This is a genomic window from Pectobacterium brasiliense (assembly GCF_013449685.1).
Lineage (GTDB): Bacteria > Pseudomonadota > Gammaproteobacteria > Enterobacterales > Enterobacteriaceae > Pectobacterium > Pectobacterium brasiliense_A.
Genome location: NZ_JACDSF010000012.1, coordinates 1 through 20,296 on the forward strand (window position 1 = coordinate 1; position 20,296 = coordinate 20,296).

Sequence of the window (20,296 nt, forward strand, 5' to 3'; positions counted from 1 at the left end):
TTCAGCCTCTCGGACACCTCACCGTGGTCTCGCCGTATCGCATAGCAGCGGACGGCGCTAATGTAGGGAAATTGCCGAACAGCGTCAACAAACTTCTGCATTCAATGCGCGCAATTAGCTAAAGTTAACGCAATTTGTTGCTTTGCTCACCGCTTTTCATTCTCGCCCTCGCGCATTCCCTCGTCATTCGCCAAAAACTAATGTTTCAGCTGTGTTAATCATGGGTTGTCATTCCGTTCACTGGCTGCGGACTAGCCCTCGAAATGGTATGCTGATTCGCAAACATTGACCCAGGAGAACCTATGTATCCCGTCGATTTACATATGCACACCGTTGCCAGCACACATGCTTACAGTACCTTGCATGATTACATCGCTGAAGCACAGCAGAAAAATATCCGCCTGTTTGCCATCACCGATCATGGCCCGGATATGGCGGATGCACCGCATTACTGGCACTTCATGAATATGCGCGTTTGGCCACGTCTGGTGGATGGCGTTGGCATCCTGCGCGGTATCGAAGCAAATATTAAAAACATCGAGGGCGATATCGACTGCACCGGACCGATGTTGGATCAGGTGGATGTGATTATCGCAGGCTTTCATGAGCCGGTTTTTCCACCACAGGATAAAGATACACATACTACGGCGATGATCGCGACCATGGCACGTGGCGACGCGCATATCATTAGTCACCCCGGCAACCCGAAATTTCCTGTCGATATACGCGCGATTGCGGAAGCTGCGGCGAAATACAACGTGGCGCTGGAGCTGAATAATTCTTCTTTCATGCATTCACGCCAAGGTAGTGAGCCAAACTGTCGGGCGATTGCGGAAGCCGTTCGTGATGCAGGTGGGTTACTTTCTTTAGGTTCCGATTCCCATATTGCGTTTTCTCTGGGAGACTTTACCCACTGCGAACGTATTTTGCAGGAAGTGAATTTTCCACAGGAACGGATATTGAACGTCAGTCCTCGGCGCGTGTTGGATTTCCTCGAACAGCGTGGAATGCCTGCTATCGCTGAACTTGCTGATTTGTGACGCTGTCACTTAAAAGCGTTAGTTAAAGATAGTGCCACTTAACAATAAATAGGATTATGAATGAACGAATTTTCTATTGTGTGCCGCCTATTGGGTACGCTGTTTTATCGCCAGCCACAGGATCCTTTGCTGACACCGTTATTCACGCTGATTAAAGACGGAAAACTGGCGCAGCACTGGCCGCTGGAGCAGGATGCGTTGTTGGAGCGTTTGCAAAAGGGGCTGGATTTGCCCGCAATGGCGGTGGATTATCAGGCGCTGTTCGATAGTGAAAATGGCTCAGTGTCACCGCTGCGTTCGTCCTATGAAAGTGATGCTGATGACGCGGAAATTCGTACCTTTTTGCAACAGCGTGGCATGCCGTTAAATGACGGTGGTGCGGTTGGGCATTTTGGTAGCTTGTTGCTTGCCGCGTCATGGCTGGAAGATCAGGCACAAGAAGACGAAACAGCGGCACAGATTACCCTGTTCGATGAGTATCTTTTACCGTGGAGCGATCGTTTTCTCGGGAAAGTAGAAAGCCACGCCACCACGGCATTTTATCGTACGCTGGCGATAGTGTGCCGTGAAGCGCTGGAAGCGATGCGAGATGAACTGAGTGAAAGCGACGAAGAAGACGAATCGGAAGCGGAAGAATAATACCGCGGTATGAAACTTCGCAGTATGAAACCCTGCAGTATGAAATCTAGTGCGCCGATAGCAAACATGACGTGTGCTATCGGCGAGTCAGTATTAGTCAGTAAACAGGATAACGATCTGGCCGGGTTTGATTTCGATGCCTTTCGCCATCTTCTTCGCCATCGACTCCGTTGTGCTCTTATCTGCATTTAATACGTAAGCTGGTTTCTGGTCAAAATAGCTTTTTAGCGATTGATTAAGATACGGGCTTAGCGTTTTCATTATCGCCTGCATTTTTTCCGGCTGTACGGTGTAATCAACCAGTTCCATATCTTTCAGGTAAATCGCTCCCTGCGCTTTATCAAAAACCGGCTGTGCTTTCAGCGTCAGCTTCATGTCGGCAGCCTGATTGCCCAACAGGGACGAAATATCGACCTTCGCATTGCCCGTCAGCGTCACTTTCCCCGGCTCTGCCCGACCGATTTGGCTAGATAGTTCGGTCAACACGATATGGGCATCCACCACGCCGGGCACGCCCAACTGTTTCTGATAATCATTGTGTGTTTGCAGGTACTCATTCACTTCTTGCTCACTGAGTGTGTATTGCGTGAGTTTATTACAGCCACTGAGTGTAAAAGCAAGCAGGACTGCGGCCGCTGCCATCCATCCTGATTTTTTCATTATTCTGACCTCTTGATGCTATTTACGCGCACAATTCATTCCTACGGTAGTCTATTCACATGAACGATCGCTTTATGTGAATAATCAACACGATTCTGCACGGGCAGCGTGCGCCTGATGCGCAGGGTAAACAATAGGATAGCACTGAAATGGCGGATAATGCCGCTTCAGAACGAAGCGGCGGAGTAAAACTATAGACTAATGACCACCCAGCATCGCGGGCTCAATGCGGCGTTGGTTGAACTGCCAATACAGTGCGGCTAACGTCAGGAACCCGATGGTGCCGAGCATGAACCATGGCAGTTCCGGTTGATTCAGTGCGTGTCCGGTATCGAATAACCAGCCGCCGCCGCTGTAACCTATCGCGCCACCCAGTGCCAATCCAAGCCGGCTGAACCCCATATAGCTGCCTCTGGCTCGGGAGTCTGCCAGAGAAGCGCTTAAGGTTTCACGCGCAGGTTCGGCAATAATCGACCCTACATAAAACAGGCTGATCAGCAGCAGCAGGGTTTGCAACTCCGTCGTCATCCCGATCGGGAACATACTGACGGACATAATGAAAAGCCCCGCCATCAGACGTTGTTCCAGCCGGAAGCGCTTCTCACTCCAGCGGGCGATAGGGTACAGCAGCGTTAGCGATAGCACCGCTTCAATGGCGTACATCCATTTCACCGCAGACGGCGTTCCGGCGAGCTCGTTGACCATAATGGGCAGCATCAGCAAAACCTGAACGGCCAGCATGTAGTAACCCGTCAGCGTTAACACATACATCAGGAAACGGCGGTCGCGAATCACGCGTGTCAGGCCTTCCAGTATTGGTGTTTTGACCGTCGAGATGCGGTAGGCCGGCAGCAGCCAGGCATTGAGTGCAGCGGCAAGCACAAAGATGACCGCGCCCGCCCAGCAGACGATCTCGAAATCATACTGGAGCAGCCAACTGCCGATGAGGGCACCGATAACGGCACCGGCGCTATCCTGCATCATTAACAGGGAGTAGAACCGACCGCGTTCCTGCGGACGAACCAGCTTGATGACCAGAGCGGTACGTGGCGGATCGAATAGCGTACCGCCAAGGCCGGATAGCGCACAAGACAACCAGAGCAACCAGGGTTCATCGGCAATCGCCATGAAGACAAAACCGGAGGCACGTAGCAGCATCCCGGTAATAATCATCGGTTTGGCACCAAAACGGTCAGCAATAGCGCCGCCAAAAATACCGAGCCCTTGCTGAATAAACTGGCGCAATCCCAATGCGATACCGACTAATAATGCGGCCCAGCCGAGATCGTCGACAAAACGAATGGAAATAAGGGGAAAGACAACGAAGAATCCCAAAACCACTAGCATATTATCGAGTAATAAAAAATATTTACCCAAGCTCCGAGCTTGCGACATCAGAGGCATGTTTCACCACAACGAAGAAAGGAGGAAAATAACAGACGTGACTATTTTGTACTCTAATTCGACTTTGGTATAGCCTATTGTTGGATAATATTTTTTTATCGATTTAACGTTACCCTGGTAACATTTTGGCGAGAAAAAATGCTTTTCCTGACTCAACTGCGCAATAACTCGGCGACGGGGATTTTACGTCAATGAATTTATGTGGTTATAGTAAGGATTATCAGAAATACCGATATTTTCTGCTTATGCGGAATAGTCACGTTTTCAGCGGCGATGAATTCTACTTATCGATAACATGGAGAGACAGGGGGAAAAATGTTTGGCTACCGTTCAACGCCGGCAAGAGTGCAATTGACAACTGACAGGCTGGTGGTGCGTCTGGCCCATGAACGCGATGCATGGCGTCTGGCCGAATACTATTCTGAAAACCGTGATTTTCTTAAGCCGTGGGAACCGATAAGAGACGCGAGCCATTGCTACCCATCGGGCTGGCAAGCGCGCTTGAGCGTGATTAACGATATGCATAAGCAGGGCAGCGCCTATTACTTCCTCCTGCTGGATCCGAATGAAAATGAAGTGTATGGCGTGGCGAATTTTAGCAACGTGCTGCGGGGATCGTTTCACGCCTGCTATCTGGGCTATTCACTTGGTCAAAAATGGCAGGGGCAGGGGCTGATGTATGAAGCGCTGCAACCGGCAATACGTTATATGCAGCGTCAGCAGCATATGCATCGCATCATGGCTAACTATATGCCACATAACCAGCGCAGTGGGGGGTTATTGACACGTTTGGGGTTTGAACGTGAAGGCTATGCGAAGAATTATCTGCTCATTGATGGCAAATGGCAGGACCATGTATTAACCGCGTTGACCAACGCCGAGTGGAAGTCTCCGCGTTAAGGAAAAATGATGAAATACCAATTGGATGCTCGTGAAGCGCGCGTGATGGGTTGCATGCTGGAAAAGCAGATCACGACACCGGATCAATACCCAATGTCGTTAAATGGCATCACCACGGCCTGTAATCAGAAAACCAACCGCGAACCCGTGATGGAACTGAGTGAAAGCGAGGTCCAGCAAACGCTGGATTTACTCGTGAAGAAGCATTTCCTGCGCACGCTCAGCGGGTTTGGTAATCGTGTCGTGAAGTATGAACACCGTTTTTGTAATTCAGAGTTTGGTGACCTGAAGCTCTCGCCTGCGGAAGTGGCGCTGGTGACGACGCTACTTCTGCGCGGTCCACAGACGCCGGGCGAACTGCGTATGCGTGCGGCACGACTGTATGAATTTTCTGATGTTGGTGAAGCTGAGTCTACTCTTGAACAACTACAACAGCGTGAGGATGGGCCGTTTGTCGTCCGACTGGCGCGGGAAGCAGGGAAACGGGAAAGCCGCTACCAGCACCTTTTCAGCGGCGAGGTTAGTGATGCTACCGCTCCCAAAACGGAAAGTGCAAGTGACAACTCATCGCTGGCCGAACGTGTCGAGGTGTTAGAAAAAGAGGTCGCTGAACTCAAACGTCAGCTCGCCGCGCTGTTAGCGTAATGAACTGGTATCAGGGAGAAAGCTCGTCATGAAACCTCAGTTTACGTTTGCGGAACGTGTTGCAGAACACAGCGTTTCAGAAAATAGTATTTCAGAATCGAGCGTCTCCGCCCGACGTCCGCGTATCGGCGTCGTTGGGCTGGGATCCATCGCGCAGAAAGCCTATTTGCCGATCCTCAGTCAGGCTGAACGCTGGGAACTGGTCGGCGCGTTTTCTCCCGATTGGCAAAAGACGCAGCGAATTTGTCAGCACTACCGGATGACGAGTTTCTCTGCACTGGATGAACTGGCAGCACAGTGCGATGCGGTTTTCGTTCACAGCAGCACCGCCAGCCATTTTTCCGTTGTGAGCCAACTGCTTAACGCGGGCGTCGATGTCTACGTAGATAAACCGCTGGCAGATCGGCTTACGCAGGCGGAAGCGCTGGTCGAATTGGCAGAGCAACGACAAAAAATTCTGATGGTTGGTTTTAATCGTCGTTTCGCACCGTGTTATCAGCAGCTAAAACAGCGGTTGGATCAACCGTCATCGCTGCGTATGGACAAACATCGGATTAATGGCGTTGGTCCGCAGGATGTCCGTTTTACTCTGCTGGATGATTATCTGCATGTGGTGGACACAGCGCTCTGGCTAGCGGGCGGCGATGCTCAACTGATTGATGGCGTGCTGCATGCGAATGCGGACGGTCAACTGCTGTATGCCGAGCACCATTTCCAGAGCGGAGGTTGTCAGGTGACGACCAGCATGCATCGTCAGGCTGGAAGCCAGCGCGAATGGGTTCAGGCTGTTACCCAAGGTGGACTCTATCAGGTCGATGAGATGCGTGAATGGCGCGAAGATCGTGAAGGAATAACGATCCGCCCAGCCGTACCCTCCTGGCAGACCACGCTGGAACAACGCGGATTTGTCGGTGCGGTGCAGCATTTCATCGCGGCCGTTGAACAACGGAAACCAGCGGAAACATCAGGTAACCAGGCGTTGCTGTCCCAGCGTATGATTGAAAAATTGCTGGGAAAAAGCTGAAAAGTTCAGCGGTTATGACAATATGCGGTAGCTATTACACGAGCAATGCGTAGACTAGTCGCACCTCGCAATCAGGATAACCTCAACGGGTTAATAATCGGTCCTGAACCGTTCAGAACATAATCGATGAATCTACTTAAATCACTGGCTGCCGTCAGTTCCATGACCATGTTATCGCGCGTTTTAGGTTTTGTGCGCGATGCCATCGTCGCCCGTATTTTTGGTGCTGGTATGGCGACGGACGCCTTCTTTGTGGCGTTCAAGCTGCCTAACCTGCTCCGGCGAATTTTTGCGGAAGGCGCATTTTCACAGGCCTTTGTGCCGATTCTGGCCGAATATAAAAGCCAGCAGGGCGACGAGGCTACGCGCACGTTCCTCGCTTATGTCTCTGGCATGCTGACGCTGATTCTTGCGTTAGTCACCGTGGCAGGGATGGTCGCCGCACCGTGGGTCATCATGGTGACCGCGCCCGGTTTTGCCGCGACGCCAGAGCGCTTTGCGCTCACTTCGGATCTATTAAGAGTCACGTTTCCCTACATCCTGCTGATCTCGCTGACTTCTATGGTCGGCTCGGTGCTCAATACCTGGAACCGTTTCTCGGTGCCCGCGTTTGCTCCGACATTGCTTAACGTCAGCATGATTGGCTTCTCGCTGTTTGCCGCCCCGTATTTTAACCCACCGGTGATGGCGCTGGCTTGGGCGGTTTTGGTTGGCGGTTTACTGCAACTCGGCTATCAGTTACCGCATCTGAAAAAGATTGGCATGCTGGTATTGCCGCGCTTGAAATGGCGTGACCCGAGCGTCTGGCGAGTGATGAAACTGATGGGGCCTGCGGTTCTGGGGGTGTCGGTAAGCCAGATTTCGCTCATCATCAATACTATTTTCGCCTCTTTCCTCAGCGAAGGGGCAGTGTCATGGATGTATTACGCTGACCGCCTGATGGAGTTTCCTTCCGGCGTTCTCGGCGTGGCATTAGGGACGATCCTACTGCCGTCGCTGGCGAAGAGTTTTGCCAGTGGTAATCATGACGAATACTCCCGCCTGATGGATTGGGGGCTCCGCCTGTGTTTCCTGTTGGCGCTCCCGAGCGCGTTGGCATTAGGCATTTTGGCTAAGCCTTTAACCGTGTCGCTGTTCCAGTACGGCAAATTTAGTGCCTTTGACGCGCTGATGACCCAGCGAGCGCTGATTGCCTACTCGGTTGGGCTGATGGGACTGATTGTCGTCAAAGTACTCGTGCCCGGTTTTTATTCTCGGCAGGATATCAAGACGCCAGTCAAAATAGCGATAGTCACGCTGATCCTGACGCAAGTTATGAACCTGATCTTTATCGGTCCGCTGCAACATGCGGGTCTGGCATTGTCTATTGGCCTGGCTTCCTGTCTGAATGCTGGCTTGCTGTATTGGCAACTGCGTAAGCAGGACATTTTCCAGCCGCTGCCGGGTTGGCGGGGATTTCTGGTTCGTCTGTTGACGGCAGTGATTGTGATGTCGCTGGTTTTGTTGGGTATGCTGTGGTGGATGCCCGCGTGGGATGACGGCAATATGACAATGCGAATCCTGCGCTTGTTGCTGGTCGTGGTCGCAGGGGCAGGTTCCTATTTTGCCACGCTGGCGCTGTTGGGGTTCCGTCCTCGGGATTTCGCCCGCCGTAGCGTGTGACAATGTTATTGAATAAAAAAACGCCATTGGTGGCAGCACCAATGGCGTTTGTGTTTCCAATGAATACGTTTTCAGTCGATGGAGAATTACATCTTCTCGACGGTTTCGATGCCGAGCGTATCCAGACCCTGCTTCAACGTTTTCGCCGTCAGCAGCGCCAGTCTCAGACGGCTTTGACGCACGTCGTCATTTTCGGCATTGAGAATCGGACAGTGCTCGTAGAAGCCAGAGAACAGGCCCGCTAGATCGTACAGGTAGCTACACATCACATGCGGCGTGCCTTCACGGGCGACGGAGGTGATGGTTTCTTCAAATTGCAGTAGCCGCGTGGCAAGCGCAAATTCACGCTCATCGCTCAGCGTAATCGGCTGCGTTAAGCTGTCTTCCTGTATGCCTGCACGCTTGAAAATAGACGCGACGCGCGTATAGGCGTATTGCATGTAAGGCGCGGTATTGCCTTCAAACGCCAGCATGTTGTCCCAATCGAAAACGTAGTCCGTGGTACGGCTCTTCGACAGGTCGGCGTATTTGATCGCGCCGATAGAAACCACTTTCGCCAGCGCAGTTAATTCATCGCTTTCCATCTGTGGGTTTTTCTCTGCGATGAGCGTCAATGCACGATCGTAGGCTTCATCCAACAGCTCGGACAGCTTGATCGTTCCGCCTGCACGCGTTTTGAATGGTTTCCCGTCTTTGCCCAGCATCATGCCGAACATATGGTGTTCCAGGCTGACAGAATCAGGTACGTAACCGGCTTTACGCACGATGGTCCAGGCCTGCATCAAATGTTGATGCTGGCGGGAATCGATATAGTAAAGCACGCGATCGGCGTTCAGGGTTTCATAACGGTATTTGGCACAGGCGATGTCCGTTGTGGTATAGAGGTAGCCGCCATCCTTTTTCTGGATGATGACACCCATCGGTTCGCCTTCCTTGTTTTTATATTCATCAAGGAAAACGACCGTTGCGCCTTCGCTCTCAACCGCAAGACCTTTTGCTTTCAGGTCAGCAACAATGCCCGGCAGCATACTGTTATACAGGCTTTCACCCATAACATCCTGTTTGGTCAGCGTGACATTGAGGCGTTCATAGTTGATCTGGTTCTGCGTCATGGTGATATCGACGAGCTTGCGCCACATCTGACGGCAATACTCATCACCACCCTGCAATTTCACCACGTAAGCGCGCGCGCGTTCGGCGAAATCGGCATCTTCATCGTAGTGTTTCTTCGCTTCACGATAGAACGCTTCAAGATCGGAGAGATCCATCTCGCTGGCGCTTTCGTTTTGCATTTTTTCAAGGTAGGCGATCAGCATGCCGAACTGCGTACCCCAGTCACCAACGTGGTTCGCACGAATCACGTTATGGCCTAAAAACGCCAGCGTACGGGCTGACGCATCACCAATAATGGTTGAGCGCAGGTGACCGACGTGCATTTCCTTCGCGACATTAGGGGCAGAGTAGTCAATCACGATCGTTTGAGGCTCAACGGGGGTTAAACCCAGTTTTGGTGCATTCAGGGCGTTCTCAACCTGGCTCGCAACCCACTGCTTATCGAGAAAAATATTAATAAATCCCGGGCCTGCGATTTCTGTTTTTTCCGCAATGCCCTCCAGCGCCAAAAGTTGGACGACTTTTTCGGCCAATTGTCGCGGCGGCATGCCCAGTTTTTTTGCCACGGCCATAACGCTATTGGCCTGATAATCACCAAACTGTGCTTTTGCCGACTGACGAATCTGAGCTTCGCTGTCTGCTGGCGCGCCCGCGGCGGTTAACGCCTGGCTGACTTTTTCGGAGAGAAGAGCCTGAATATTCACCGGTTTACCTTAAATAAAAAATTAAGCCTTGCTTATACCATATTTGCCTTTCCTCGTCAGCAGACGGGGTGAGGCAAAGGGATGTTCAGGCGAAAAAATACCCGGCAAGCAGGAGGTAAAAGAAGGGGGATGAGATGAAAAAATGGATAAGGAGAACGCGACAAAAAAGAAAAAGTAGTTTTAGGTAGAATAAAAATAAATCAAATCGCGATCTTAACGTTTTTTTGACCGACTATTTGCACCAATTTTATGTGAGTCTCTGGTTTTAAAATGACGAAAAATAGCATATGCCGCAATAGCGATAAGCGCGATGGATATAATGAGTAAAACCATGGTGATATCTCTGCGTTATTATTTATCTTCTTAATTTATACGTTTTCTTTTCGGCGTTCAATAGGGCGGTTATTATTTAAGACTCCTCCCAGAATAGATTGCGAGAAGTATCGCAGATTACACTAGGTAAAAAATATTTTTGTTTATTAATCAGGCAGCATGGTTACCTTTCTTTGCATTTAATGCGTTTCACGTAATGAAGGTGTAAATAAACGTACATAGGTAGAAATAGAATTTAATTAGAATGCGTCATGGGTATGATATTCTCACTGCGCAAATGGTGATTGATAATGTGAAATGCCGCGAGGAGTGTTGCCCGATATGTTACCCGATGATTTGATAACGGATTTAGCGCGTTTTGAGCAGGCGTTACAGGAATTTGCCGATGTGTTACAGCTGGATTTAGGCGCATTTCATGCCGATCATATTTCGTTGCGCTGCCATCAGAATACGACGGCTGAATCATGGAAAGCGGCGTTGCTAAAGGTCGGTAACCTGCTGTCTGAAAACCAAATCAATGATCGCACAATCTATTTGTTTATTCTGGACAATGCCATCACGGTAGGCCCTTGGCAGATTACCTGTGTTGAACTACCGTGGCCGGGGAAAAAGCATTATCCGCATGAAGGTTGGGAGCATGTGGAACTGGTGCTGCCCGGGGAGGCGGAAACGCTACATCAGCGTGCGCTAGCCTGCTTGTCTGATGATGCGCTGCGTACGCCGGGCATCAAACTTAAATTCAGTTCTCCGCAAGGCGAAAAAGAGCGAATTCCTAATCCGACATTTGCAGTAACCAACGGGAAAGTGACAATAAAGTTTCATCCATTTGATATACGCGATGTTGTCGCAAGCGAAATGTCGACGCTATAAAAATAGCGTATGGCTCGAACGTAGCGTAATCAGAAAGATAACATTGGCTGGAAGGTAGAGTACGTGTCACTTTATTCAAGCCAATTTCTTTTGCTATGTAAAAGATTAATAAAACTGTGGATTATGTCATGTTTATTTCGGCAATGTATCGCGTTCATTGTGACTCCTGTCTCCTCACGATATGAATGCGAATGCCATAGTTATTACTTTAATCGGCGTGATGATTCGTCGATTTTTCGATAATTAAGAAAAGTGGTCTGGGAGTTTACATGGAGGAGCAGCGATGACGAAACTGGAAGTATGCTGTTATAGCGTTGATTGCGCGATAACAGCAGAGCAGTCTGGGGCTGACAGGATTGAACTCTGTGCAGGACAGCGAGAAGGCGGGTTAACGCCATCCTATGGTGCGCTGCGTGGCGCGCGTGAAAAGGTCGTGATTCCTGTCCACCCGATTGTGCGCCCGCGAGGGGGTGATTTTTGCTACAGTGCGACGGAATTTGCTGCCATCAAATACGACATTGAGCAGATTCGTGAGATGGGTTTTCCCGGTGTCGTCGTCGGCGCACTCAGTGAGGAAGGGCACATTGATTTGCCCAAAATGCGTGAAATTATGGTGGCGGCCCAAGGAATGGCGGTGACCTTTCATCGCGCGTTCGATATGTGTCTGAACCCATATATTGCACTGGAGCAGCTCACTGAACTTGGCGTATCGCGCATATTGACCTCTGGGCAGCAGCAGACGGCGGAAAATGGGCTGCGGTTATTACGTGAACTAACACAGGCCAGTCGCGGTCCAATTATTATGGCGGGTTCCGGCGTGCGGTTGACTAACGTGCACAAATTTCAGCAGGCCGGTATCCGAGAACTGCACAGTTCCGCAGGTCAGTGGACACCTTCTCCGATGCGCTATCGCAAAATCGGTGTGTCGATGTGTTCTGATACGGAACTAGATGAATTTAGCCACTATTGCGTGGATGGTGATGTGGTGGAAGCCATGAAGCGGGCAGTCAGCCCAGACCGTGAAATGCAGTACGTGTCATGATGTCAGGTATTTAATGGTGTGGTGATTGAGAGACAGTGTTGTTCTAAACACCACATTATCATTCTTCAATTTTGCCGCGCCGCATACCATAAGGTGTGCATGGCAAGTACCAAGCCCCAGCGTGTTGCTGGGGTTTTTTTTGTCGAGCGCGCTAGTTTAGGGCTGGTAGACGCCAGGTTTACGGGCAACCAGAACGGCCCGTACCGGAGCGGGGTAGCCTTCCGCCGTTTTCGTCGGATCTTCAGGATCGAGGAATTCAGCCAGCGATTCTGTGATCATCCAGTCTGTCCGCCGTTGTTCCTGCGTGGTCGTGGTACAGATATCCACGACGCGAACATCAACAAATCCGCATTTCTCAAGCCATGTGGTCAAGGCTGCGGCAGAAGGGATGAAATACACATTGCGCATTTGCGCATAGCGTTCTCCCGGAACCAGCACCTGATTTTCATCGCCTTCAATAACCAGCGTTTCCAGCACCAGTTCACCACCTGCCACCAGTTGATTCTTCAATTGCCACAGGTGATCGAGTGGGGAACGACGGTGGTAGAGCACGCCCATCGAAAACACGGTGTCAAACGCGGCAAGTTCGGGGAGTTGCTCAATACCGAGTGGTAAAACGTGCGCCCGTTGATCGTCGCCGAGCAACTTACGCACAGCTTCAAACTGGCATAAAAACAGCTGCATGGGATCGATGCCGACGGCCATCGTGGCGCCTTCACCAACCATCCGCCACAGGTGATAGCCGCTGCCGCAGCCCACATCCAGAATCAGGCGATTCTTCAGCGGGCTGATGTGTGGCAGAACACGCTGCCATTTCCAGTCCGAACGCCATTCTGTATTGATATCCACGCCGTAAAGCGAAAAAGGACCTTTACGCCAGGGCATCAGGTTACGCAGCAGCTTTTCAATGCCTTCTCGCTGGCCTTCGGAAATATCGGGCTCCATGCGTGCCGTAACGCTGTCGTTCAAATCCAGAGAGGTTGGCGTCAGCGACGGAAGATGTTCCAGCGAGTTAAACCAGAGTTTGAACTTGCCGTGCAAGGATTCCTGCTGCCAACTGCTGAGCTGTGAAGGCAGCGTGTTAAGCCAGTGGCTGAGCGGGCTTTTTGCGATTTGTTGATAAAAACTGCCGAAATCGATCACGCCTTTTCCTCTGCTTTCACGGCTAATAACGAACCAAAATTAAAACACTGAAACCAAATTTCGCTGTGCTCAAAACCAGCATCTGCCAGTCGGGCCTTATGGGTTTCTACCGAATCGGTCAGCATGACGTTTTCCAGCATGCTGCGTTTCTGACTGATTTCTAACTCGCTGTAGCCATTTGCCCGTTTGAAATCGAGATGCATGTTAAACAGCAATTCACCGACGTCTTTGTCCGCAAAATTGAATTTCTCTGAGAGCACGAGCACACCGCCGGGATTCAAACCCTGATAAATGCGGTTGATGAGCACCTGACGCTGGGAAGGTTCCAGAAACTGAAGGGTAAAGTTCAGCACCACCATAGACGCATTTTCGATATCAATATTCAGAATATCGGCTTCTATAATCTCGACGGGCGTATCGGAACGGAAAGCGTCAATGTGGCTGCGGCAGCGTTTCACCATGGCCGGAGAGTTGTCTACCGCGATAATTTTGCAACCCGGCACAGAGATATTACGTCGCATAGACAGCGTGGCTGCGCCCAACGAGCATCCTAGATCGTAAATGTGACTATCCGGGCGGACGAAGCGTTCTGCCAGCATGCCAATCATCGAAATGATGTTGGAATAGCCGGGCACGGAACGTTGGATCATATCGGGGAATACGTCGGCAACGCGTTCGTCGAATGTCCAGTCGCCTAAATTGGCAATTGGCACAGAGAAAAGCATATCGCGGTTTGGCATGGCAGAAAGTGCACTGAGAGTAATAAAGAGGCGCGTATTCTAGCAGAATACACGGTAGCCTTCACCTTTCACGTGGTGTAGACGCAGGGTGTGGACACTGTTTTTGATTCCCGGACGCATAATGTCTGTGCGCCCGAGAGAGGCGGGGATAGTTTTTGCCTCACGCCATCAGTACAGCGTGAAAACCAGATCCCAGGGGAGATAATAGAGGTTTGCTGCAATCATCAGAATGAGCGAGGCATAGGTTGCCGCCATGCCTGAACGCCGCCAGCGGAATTCGCGATGCCGAAGGCCGTAGTAGTGAACTAAACGTCCCGTAATCAATAAAATGCCGCAGAAGTGGATCATGATGATAAGGGCGCCGTTCATTTCCATCAGCACCAGCAGAATCGCCGCAATCGGAATGTATTCCACCGCATTGCCATGTACTCGGATCGCCGTTTGCAATTCATAAAATCCGCCGTCGCCATACGCCACGCGATACTGCATTCTGAGTTTCATAACATCAATAGACAGCTTTATTAACAAGATTGCGCCAAGCACGATATAGAGCGCACTTACCATTTTTTACTCCGTGACCTAACCGAAAACGGCTTGCAGAATAATAGCTTTACCTAACGTAACTGTCGCCTGAAAAGGCCGATTTTTTTAGCGGAAATGGATTACGCTACAAAATTGTTTATAACAAAATGAATTAACTCATGGGGATATTAAGTCCTTCAAAAGAGCGTCGCCTGCTGTGGCCAATCCGGCTGGGGCGGCAAGGTTGGGTCGATCTCGGCGAGTAATGGCCAAAGCTGCTGCGCCAGCGGCGGGGCATCACCGATATCTGGTGTATGGATAAAGAAAAAGGGATTTGCCTCACGCCATTGCGGCAACTTGTTACGCCATGACTCGAACCAGCGAAGATTTTCGTCCTGTTTTTCACTGCCGATAAAGCGAATCAGCGGCTGCGTGGCGGTCAGCACGGCATGTACTGGCACGCGAGGTTTCTTTCGCTGGGCTTCACGCATAGCTGCACTGTCTGGCACGGCGTGGTGAACTGGGCGACTGTCGAGGATTACGCGGTTGATGTTGCGCTGCTGTAGCCCCTGATTCAGCGCGCGCTCTTCATCGCCTTTGGCAAAAAACAGCGGGTGACGGACTTCGACACCGTAGCTAAATCCCTTTGGCAAGGTATCAAGAAAACGCCATAAAACGGGTAGTTGCGCAGGGCCGAAGGTGGCGGGAAGCTGTAGCCAGAGCTGCCCGATACGGTGGGAAATCGGCTCAAGGCACTGATAAAAAAGCCCGACATCGCTATCACAATTCTGCAAGGCAGTTTTATGGCTGATCGTTGAGGGAAACTTAAAGCAAAAACGGAAGTCATCATGCGTCATATCACGCCAGCGCTCGACAACCTCGCGTGAAGGCAACGCATAAAACGTCGTGTTCCCTTCCACACAGGTAAAATAGCGGCTGTAGTCGGCAAGATCGTTTAATCCCAGCCGACTCCAGGCGGGATGCTGCCATTGCGGTAATCCGATATACATCATCGCACCATAACGTCATTGAATCTCAAGCAGAATGGCGACGATTATCGCGTAATTGTCAGGGCAGCGCGAGTGAACCGAGAGAAATCGTTTATAAAATCTCGTCCGCCCACTGTGTGGCCTCCATTACCATGGCAAAGAAATCTTCTCTATCGAGACCTAGCTGGGGCAAGAGTTGCTCAAGTACTTCCCACTCTTGCTGTTCGTATTTTGTGATTAACGTCAGATAAACTGCGAGTTCACCGGTATGATTCAATAAGCTCTGGTTAATTTTTTCTGATAGAGCGATTTGTGAGAGCAGCAATGGCATGGGTGAATCTAATACGGCATCGATCAGTGATAATAATCCGCACAAAAATGCCTCGGTGGTATCCTCTTTCACATTAAAATAGGCATACAATAATTCGAAAAACCTGGCGCGAATTAAGCTGGTACGGTAAAGCTCACAGGGTTTATTTTCATTACTGTTGGTAATGCTAATTAACGAGACAAAACGTTTAAGCTCGTGTTGCCCAAGCAGCATTGCCATGGAACGGAAAGACATTGACGTTGCCGTGATGCCAAAGCGGGTGTTGTATTTGATATTGGTGATGTGGCGCATTAATTTATAATAAAGCGACAGATCGGCACAGACCAATTCTTCGATCGTGGCATAGTTGAGCTCAGGTTTATTGACTTCTCTCAGCAGTCTGACGGTATTGCTGGAGTTACTGACCAATTTTTTCGATTTGATCATTTCAGGACGACTGAAAAAATAGCCCTGAAACAGAGAGATACCCAGCTTCTTACTTTGCAGGTACTGCTCATGCGTCTCGACCTTCTCGGCCAGATAGATTAACTTGCGCTGCATGGCTCTTTTGATGAAATTGTCGATGTCGCTAAAGGTCGACAGGGTTAAATCGAATTTGATGATATCAACGTAAGGCAAAAACCGATCCCATTCTGAATCCATCGAAAAATCATCGAGCGCAATTTTGAAGCCCTTTCTTTTTAGCTTTTTTACGGCAGCAAAGAGATCATTGTTGGGGATCGAATTTTCAAGGATTTCAATAACAACTTTTTCCTGTGGCAATACTTCCGCCTGGCCATTGATCAGCATCTGATGGGGAAAATTAATGTAGTAAGGCTGTTCGACCACGGACCTTGTCAACGGATTGGTTAAGAACTGATCGGATATAAGCTGTGCGGTTGCAAATTCAGGACTCACGTCAGGAAATCTATTGGTGACGTCCATGCGAAAAAGTAGCTCGTAAGCAACGGTTTGGAGGTGTTGATTTAAAATGGGTTGACGAGCAACAAATGAATACATAGCTGTTCTCCATGTAAACCATACGCATTTGCCAGCAATGGGAAAGCGCTTTTTATTAAAATTTTTATAAAAATCAGCAGGTACTTGGTAATTTTAGCAGGTTTTACTAAAAGGGAAGGCCGGTTTCCGCAAATCCTCATGCGATGTGGGTCGACGAGTTCTGCGTCTTTGGGCCGATGATTGGGGCTTCCTCAGACGTTCAGTTTTGCAACAACTCTATGCGGATTAGTGAACATTCCGTTAACCGGAAAGGAAATTTCGTAAAAAGAGTAGGCGGCAGCGTCGCAGAGCGTTACCTTCATGCTTATCGTTCGGGCGAATATCCTTTATAATAGCCGCCTTTTTTCATCGGACAGTAACCCAGAAAAACCATGCCGTGCAGCGAAAATGCCACTGTTTTTGCACTGTGAGATCTACCGTGAAAAGTAATCTACCGTGAGAACGTGTGAGCTGGCGGATGAGTAAAAGGACATCGTGATGCGTACTAATTATTGCGGGCAGTTGAATTCGTCCCATGTGGGCCAGGAAGTGACATTGTGCGGTTGGGTTAACCGCCGCCGCGATCTGGGTGGTTTGATTTTTATTGATATGCGTGACCGCGAAGGGCTGGTTCAGGTGTTTTTTGACCCGGATCGTCAGGACGCATTTAAACTGGCATCCGAGTTGCGTAACGAGTTCTGCATCCAACTTACCGGTGTCGTACGTGCCCGTCCAGAAAGCCAAATCAACAAAGATATGGCGACGGGTGAAGTCGAGATTTTTGCCACCGCACTGACGATCGTTAACCGTTCTGAAGCGCTGCCGTTGGACTCCAACCAGACCAATACCGAAGAAGCGCGTCTCAAATTCCGCTATCTGGATTTGCGCCGTCCTGAAATGGCGCAGCGCCTAAAAACACGCGCCCGTATCACCAGTTTTGTGCGTCGTTTTATGGACGACCACGGCTTCCTGGACATCGAAACCCCGATGTTGACCAAAGCGACACCGGAAGGCGCGCGTGACTATCTGGTGCCAAGCCGCGTACATAAAGGCAAATTTTATGCGCTGCCGCAGTCCCCACAGCTGTTCAAACAGCTGCTGATGATGTCCGGTTTTGACCGCTACTATCAGATCGTCAAATGCTTCCGTGACGAAGACCTGCGTGCCGACAGACAGCCAGAATTTACCCAGATCGATGTGGAAACCTCTTTCATGACCGCGCCACAGGTGCGTGAGGTGATGGAGAAACTGGTACGTGAACTGTGGCAGGACGTGAAAGGCGTCGATCTGGGCGATTTCCCGATCATGACGTTTGCAGAAGCCATGCGCCGTTTCGGTTCCGACAAGCCAGATTTGCGTAACCCGCTGGAACTGGTCGACGTTGCCGATCTGGTTAAAGACATTGAATTCAAAGTCTTCTCCGGCCCGGCAAACGATGCTAAAGGCCGCGTTGCCGCTATCCGCGTACCGGGCGGCGCACAGCTGAGTCGTAAGCAGATTGATGAATACGGCAAGTTTATTGAAATCTACGGCGCGAAAGGTTTGGCTTACATCAAGGTCAACGAGCGTGCCAAGGGGCTGGAAGGCGTTCAAAGCCCAGTAGCCAAATTCCTGAGTGAAGACGTTCTGTCTGCCGTGTTGGATCGTACTGCGGCACAAGATGGCGACATTCTGTTCTTTGGTGCGGACAGCGCGAAAGTGGTGACCGATGCGCTGGGCGCGCTGCGTCTCAAGCTGGGTCGCGATCTGAGCCTGACGAAAGACAATAGCTGGGAACCGCTGTGGGTTGTCGATTTCCCGATGTTTGAAGAAGATGGCGAAGGCGGTCTTGCTGCGATGCACCATCCGTTTACCGCACCGCGTGACATGTTGCCTTCTGAACTTGCTGACAGCCCGGTTTCGGCAATCGCCAACGCGTATGACATGGTCATTAACGGTTATGAAGTGGGCGGCGGTTCCGTGCGTATTCACAGTGGTGAGATGCAACAAACCGTGTTCAGCATTTTGGGCATTACCGAACAAGAGCAGCGTGAGAAGTTTGGCTTCCTGCTGGATGCATTGAAATACGGTACACCGCCGCACGCGGGTCTGGCGTTTGGCCTTGACCGTCTGGTGATGTTGCTGACGGGTACCGATAACATTCGTGACGTTATCGCCTTCCCGAAAACGACGGCAGCAGCGTGTCTGATGACGGAAGCCCCAAGCTTCGCCAACCCGGCTTCGCTGGAAGAGCTTGCCATTGCGGTTGTTGTGAAAGGGAAAGCGGCTCAGGATGGAAAATCCGAGAACGAGTAAGATGGTATACAAGCGACCCGTTTCGGTTCTGGTGGTGATCTATGCCCGTGACACTGGGCGGGTGCTGATGTTGCAGCGGCGTGACGATCCTGAATTCTGGCAGTCGGTAACTGGCAGCATAGAAGAAGGGGAAAGCGCGTCGTATGCCGCACAGCGTGAAGTCAAAGAAGAAGTTAACATCGATATATCCGCAGAAGCGTTATCACTCTTTGACTGTCAGCGCTGTATTGAGTTTGAGCTATTTGCTCATTTGAGACGTCGCTATGCGCCGGGGGTTACGCACAATACCGAACACTGGTTTTGTCTGGCGTTACCTGCTGAGCGCGAGGTGCAATTATCCGAGCATCTTGCTTACCAGTGGTTGGATGTGCCCCACGCGGCACTGTTGACCAAGTCCTGGAGCAACCGGCAGGCGATTGAGGAATTTGTTATTTATCCGGCCTGAACAGGCTTTTTTCGGAGATTTTTATGGCAGGTCATAGTAAGTGGGCTAACACAAAGCATCGTAAAGCAGCACAGGACGCCAAACGCGGTAAAATTTTTACCAAGATTATCCGCGAACTGGTTACCGCAGCCCGTCTGGGCGGTGGCGATCCGGGTTCTAACCCACGTCTGCGCGCTGCGATCGATAAAGCTCTGTCCAACAACATGACGCGCGATACGCTGAACCGCGCGATTGCCCGTGGCGTCGGCGGTGACGATGATGCCAACATGGAAACCATCATTTATGAAGGCTACGGCCCGGGCGGCACTGCTGTCATGGTGGAATGCCTGAGTGACAACCGTAACCGTACCGTTTCCGAAGTGCGTCACGCGTTTACGAAAACTGGCGGCAACCTGGGTACCGATGGCTCCGTTTCGTACCTCTTCACCAAGAAAGGCGTTATTTCTTACGCGCCGGGTCTGGATGAAGATGCGGTGATGTATGCGGCGCTGGAAGCCGGTGCCGATGATGTCGTGACGTACGACGACGGTGCGATTGACGTCTTCACGCCGTGGGAAACGTTCGGTGATGTGAAGGACGCGTTAGATGCAGCTGGCCTGAAAGCGGAGTCGGCTGAAGTGTCGATGATTCCGTCTACCAAAGCGGATATGGATGCAGAAACGGCACCGAAGCTGATGCGTCTGATCGACATGCTGGAAGACTGCGACGATGTGCAGGAAGTTTACCACAACGGTGAGATCTCCGATGAGGTGGCCGAACTGCTGTAATGGCAGATCGGTAATGCAAAGTAAAAATATACTCTAAATAATTCGAGTTT

The 20,296-nt window shown here is 50.6% G+C and carries 19 protein-coding genes; 11 read left to right on the plus strand and 8 right to left on the minus strand.

What is annotated here, in order from left to right; all coding sequences use genetic code 11:
- Positions 1-302: 302 nt before the first annotated feature.
- Positions 303-1,040: a phosphatase gene (locus H0248_RS04840; RefSeq protein WP_180784965.1), complete on the plus strand. Its 738-nt coding sequence runs from the start codon at positions 303-305 to the stop codon at positions 1,038-1,040.
- 60 nt (positions 1,041-1,100) lie between these two features.
- Positions 1,101-1,679: a TorD/DmsD family molecular chaperone gene (locus tag H0248_RS04845; protein WP_180784966.1), complete on the plus strand. Its 579-nt coding sequence runs from the start codon at positions 1,101-1,103 to the stop codon at positions 1,677-1,679.
- A gap of 93 nt (positions 1,680-1,772) precedes the next feature.
- Here the strand turns inward: H0248_RS04845 and H0248_RS04850 are convergent, their stop codons facing one another.
- Both H0248_RS04850 and mdtH read right to left on the minus strand, forming a co-directional pair.
- Entirely contained in the window at positions 1,773-2,339 is a 567-nt protein-coding gene (locus H0248_RS04850) for a lipoprotein (RefSeq protein WP_180784967.1), read from the minus strand.
- 198 nt (positions 2,340-2,537) lie between these two features.
- Entirely contained in the window at positions 2,538-3,743 is a 1,206-nt protein-coding gene (gene mdtH, locus H0248_RS04855) for a multidrug efflux MFS transporter MdtH (RefSeq protein ID WP_180784968.1), read from the minus strand.
- 315 nt (positions 3,744-4,058) lie between these two features.
- On the opposite strand from mdtH, the gene rimJ reads away from it, so the two are divergent.
- The 4 genes from rimJ to murJ all read left to right on the plus strand — a co-directional run bounded on the left by rimJ (position 4,059) and on the right by murJ (position 7,974).
- Positions 4,059-4,643 (plus strand): ribosomal protein S5-alanine N-acetyltransferase, encoded by a 585-nt coding sequence (rimJ, locus tag H0248_RS04860; RefSeq protein ID WP_180784969.1) that lies wholly within the window; start codon positions 4,059-4,061, stop codon positions 4,641-4,643.
- Between the two features lie 9 nt (positions 4,644-4,652).
- On the plus strand, positions 4,653-5,288 hold the full coding sequence (locus H0248_RS04865; protein WP_180785037.1) for a YceH family protein: 636 nt from the start codon (positions 4,653-4,655) through the stop codon (positions 5,286-5,288).
- A gap of 28 nt (positions 5,289-5,316) precedes the next feature.
- A complete protein-coding gene (locus H0248_RS04870; RefSeq protein WP_219608953.1) occupies positions 5,317-6,312 on the plus strand; it encodes a Gfo/Idh/MocA family protein in 996 nt (331 codons plus the stop codon).
- A 126-nt stretch (positions 6,313-6,438) separates the two neighbouring features.
- Positions 6,439-7,974, plus strand: coding sequence for a murein biosynthesis integral membrane protein MurJ (murJ, locus tag H0248_RS04875; RefSeq protein ID WP_180784970.1), 1,536 nt, complete (start codon positions 6,439-6,441; stop codon positions 7,972-7,974).
- Between the two features lie 86 nt (positions 7,975-8,060).
- Here the strand turns inward: murJ and argS are convergent, their stop codons facing one another.
- Entirely contained in the window at positions 8,061-9,791 is a 1,731-nt protein-coding gene (gene argS / locus H0248_RS04880) for an arginine--tRNA ligase (RefSeq protein WP_180784971.1), read from the minus strand.
- A gap of 654 nt (positions 9,792-10,445) precedes the next feature.
- Here argS and H0248_RS04885 point away from each other — a divergent pair.
- Positions 10,446-10,994, plus strand: coding sequence for a VOC family protein (locus H0248_RS04885; RefSeq protein WP_180784972.1), 549 nt, complete (start codon positions 10,446-10,448; stop codon positions 10,992-10,994).
- 283 nt (positions 10,995-11,277) lie between these two features.
- Complete coding sequence (gene cutC / locus H0248_RS04890) at positions 11,278-12,036, plus strand: copper homeostasis protein CutC (RefSeq protein ID WP_180784973.1); 759 nt, start codon at positions 11,278-11,280, stop codon at positions 12,034-12,036.
- Positions 12,037-12,192: 156 nt separating this feature from the next.
- On the opposite strand, the gene cmoB is transcribed toward cutC, so the two are convergent.
- The 5 genes from cmoB to H0248_RS04915 all read right to left on the minus strand — a co-directional run bounded on the left by cmoB (position 12,193) and on the right by H0248_RS04915 (position 16,760).
- Positions 12,193-13,179 carry a tRNA 5-methoxyuridine(34)/uridine 5-oxyacetic acid(34) synthase CmoB gene (cmoB, locus tag H0248_RS04895; RefSeq protein WP_180784974.1) on the minus strand — a complete coding sequence of 329 codons (987 nt, stop codon included), beginning with the start codon at positions 13,177-13,179 and terminating at the stop codon, positions 12,193-12,195.
- The gene (gene cmoA / locus H0248_RS04900; RefSeq protein WP_180784975.1) at positions 13,176-13,919 is read right to left on the minus strand and encodes a carboxy-S-adenosyl-L-methionine synthase CmoA; all 744 of its coding nucleotides are present in this window, start codon (positions 13,917-13,919) and stop codon (positions 13,176-13,178) included. Before cmoA ends, cmoB begins: the two co-directional genes overlap by 4 nt.
- A gap of 168 nt (positions 13,920-14,087) precedes the next feature.
- A complete protein-coding gene (locus tag H0248_RS04905; RefSeq protein ID WP_180784976.1) occupies positions 14,088-14,483 on the minus strand; it encodes an MAPEG family protein in 396 nt (131 codons plus the stop codon).
- Positions 14,484-14,638: 155 nt separating this feature from the next.
- Positions 14,639-15,451: a DUF72 domain-containing protein gene (locus H0248_RS04910; RefSeq protein ID WP_180785039.1), complete on the minus strand. Its 813-nt coding sequence runs from the start codon at positions 15,449-15,451 to the stop codon at positions 14,639-14,641.
- Between the two features lie 91 nt (positions 15,452-15,542).
- Positions 15,543-16,760, minus strand: a complete 1,218-nt coding sequence (locus tag H0248_RS04915) for an EAL and HDOD domain-containing protein (RefSeq protein ID WP_180784977.1) — start codon at positions 16,758-16,760, stop codon at positions 15,543-15,545.
- A gap of 477 nt (positions 16,761-17,237) precedes the next feature.
- Here H0248_RS04915 and aspS point away from each other — a divergent pair, with 477 nt between their 5' ends.
- Genes aspS through H0248_RS04930 form a run of 3 tightly spaced genes read left to right on the plus strand, consistent with a single transcriptional unit; the run spans position 17,238 to position 20,246 of the window.
- On the plus strand, positions 17,238-19,034 hold the full coding sequence (gene aspS / locus H0248_RS04920; protein ID WP_180784978.1) for an aspartate--tRNA ligase: 1,797 nt from the start codon (positions 17,238-17,240) through the stop codon (positions 19,032-19,034).
- Position 19,035: 1 nt separating this feature from the next.
- Positions 19,036-19,479, plus strand: a complete 444-nt coding sequence (gene nudB / locus H0248_RS04925; RefSeq protein WP_180784979.1) for a dihydroneopterin triphosphate diphosphatase — start codon at positions 19,036-19,038, stop codon at positions 19,477-19,479.
- A gap of 23 nt (positions 19,480-19,502) precedes the next feature.
- Positions 19,503-20,246, plus strand: a complete 744-nt coding sequence (locus H0248_RS04930; protein WP_180784980.1) for a YebC/PmpR family DNA-binding transcriptional regulator — start codon at positions 19,503-19,505, stop codon at positions 20,244-20,246.
- Positions 20,247-20,296: the final 50 nt, after the last annotated feature.

Coding starts and splice junctions, on each gene's coding strand:
- H0248_RS04840 (WP_180784965.1), top strand. CDS start 303: ATGTATCCCGTCGATTTACATATGCACACCGTTGCCAGCACACATGCT.
- H0248_RS04845 (WP_180784966.1), top strand. CDS start 1,101: ATGAACGAATTTTCTATTGTGTGCCGCCTATTGGGTACGCTGTTTTAT.
- H0248_RS04850 (WP_180784967.1), bottom strand. CDS start 2,339: ATGAAAAAATCAGGATGGATGGCAGCGGCCGCAGTCCTGCTTGCTTTT.
- mdtH (WP_180784968.1), bottom strand. CDS start 3,743: ATGCCTCTGATGTCGCAAGCTCGGAGCTTGGGTAAATATTTTTTATTA.
- rimJ (WP_180784969.1), top strand. CDS start 4,059: ATGTTTGGCTACCGTTCAACGCCGGCAAGAGTGCAATTGACAACTGAC.
- H0248_RS04865 (WP_180785037.1), top strand. CDS start 4,653: ATGAAATACCAATTGGATGCTCGTGAAGCGCGCGTGATGGGTTGCATG.
- H0248_RS04870 (WP_219608953.1), top strand. CDS start 5,317: ATGAAACCTCAGTTTACGTTTGCGGAACGTGTTGCAGAACACAGCGTT.
- murJ (WP_180784970.1), top strand. CDS start 6,439: ATGAATCTACTTAAATCACTGGCTGCCGTCAGTTCCATGACCATGTTA.
- H0248_RS04885 (WP_180784972.1), top strand. CDS start 10,446: ATGTTACCCGATGATTTGATAACGGATTTAGCGCGTTTTGAGCAGGCG.
- cutC (WP_180784973.1), top strand. CDS start 11,278: ATGACGAAACTGGAAGTATGCTGTTATAGCGTTGATTGCGCGATAACA.
- cmoA (WP_180784975.1), bottom strand. CDS start 13,919: ATGCCAAACCGCGATATGCTTTTCTCTGTGCCAATTGCCAATTTAGGC.
- H0248_RS04905 (WP_180784976.1), bottom strand. CDS start 14,483: ATGGTAAGTGCGCTCTATATCGTGCTTGGCGCAATCTTGTTAATAAAG.
- H0248_RS04910 (WP_180785039.1), bottom strand. CDS start 15,451: ATGTATATCGGATTACCGCAATGGCAGCATCCCGCCTGGAGTCGGCTG.
- H0248_RS04915 (WP_180784977.1), bottom strand. CDS start 16,760: ATGTATTCATTTGTTGCTCGTCAACCCATTTTAAATCAACACCTCCAA.
- aspS (WP_180784978.1), top strand. CDS start 17,238: ATGCGTACTAATTATTGCGGGCAGTTGAATTCGTCCCATGTGGGCCAG.
- nudB (WP_180784979.1), top strand. CDS start 19,036: ATGGTATACAAGCGACCCGTTTCGGTTCTGGTGGTGATCTATGCCCGT.
- H0248_RS04930 (WP_180784980.1), top strand. CDS start 19,503: ATGGCAGGTCATAGTAAGTGGGCTAACACAAAGCATCGTAAAGCAGCA.